We start from the raw sequence: 242 nt of genomic DNA on the forward strand, positions 1-242 counted from the left end.
ACGCCCATTGAGATTTACAAATATGAGTTCCGCCGACGTACTGCCTGAACCTAAGCTGCTGCAACTGTTCGACCTGCTTTATCACTGCCGCAGCGTCACCCGCGCCGCAGAACAGTTAGGCCAGAGCCAGCCAACCGTCAGCATCTGGCTAGCCCGCCTGCGTCAGCAACTGAACGACCCGTTATTCGTACGCACCCCAGGTGGTATGGCCCCAACTCCGCGCGCCGACCAGTTGATCGGGC

The 242-nt window shown here is 59.5% G+C and carries 1 protein-coding gene; it reads left to right on the plus strand.

What is annotated here, in order from left to right; translation table 11 throughout:
- Window positions 1-22: 22 nt before the first annotated feature.
- Window positions 23-242, plus strand: a 220-nt coding sequence (locus R0J88_RS22955) for a LysR family transcriptional regulator (protein WP_410901309.1), incomplete at its 3' end; no start/stop codon positions are given.

The organism is Pseudoalteromonas sp. SIMBA_162 (assembly GCF_046535955.1).
Taxonomy (GTDB): Bacteria; Pseudomonadota; Gammaproteobacteria; order Enterobacterales; family Alteromonadaceae; genus Pseudoalteromonas; species Pseudoalteromonas marina.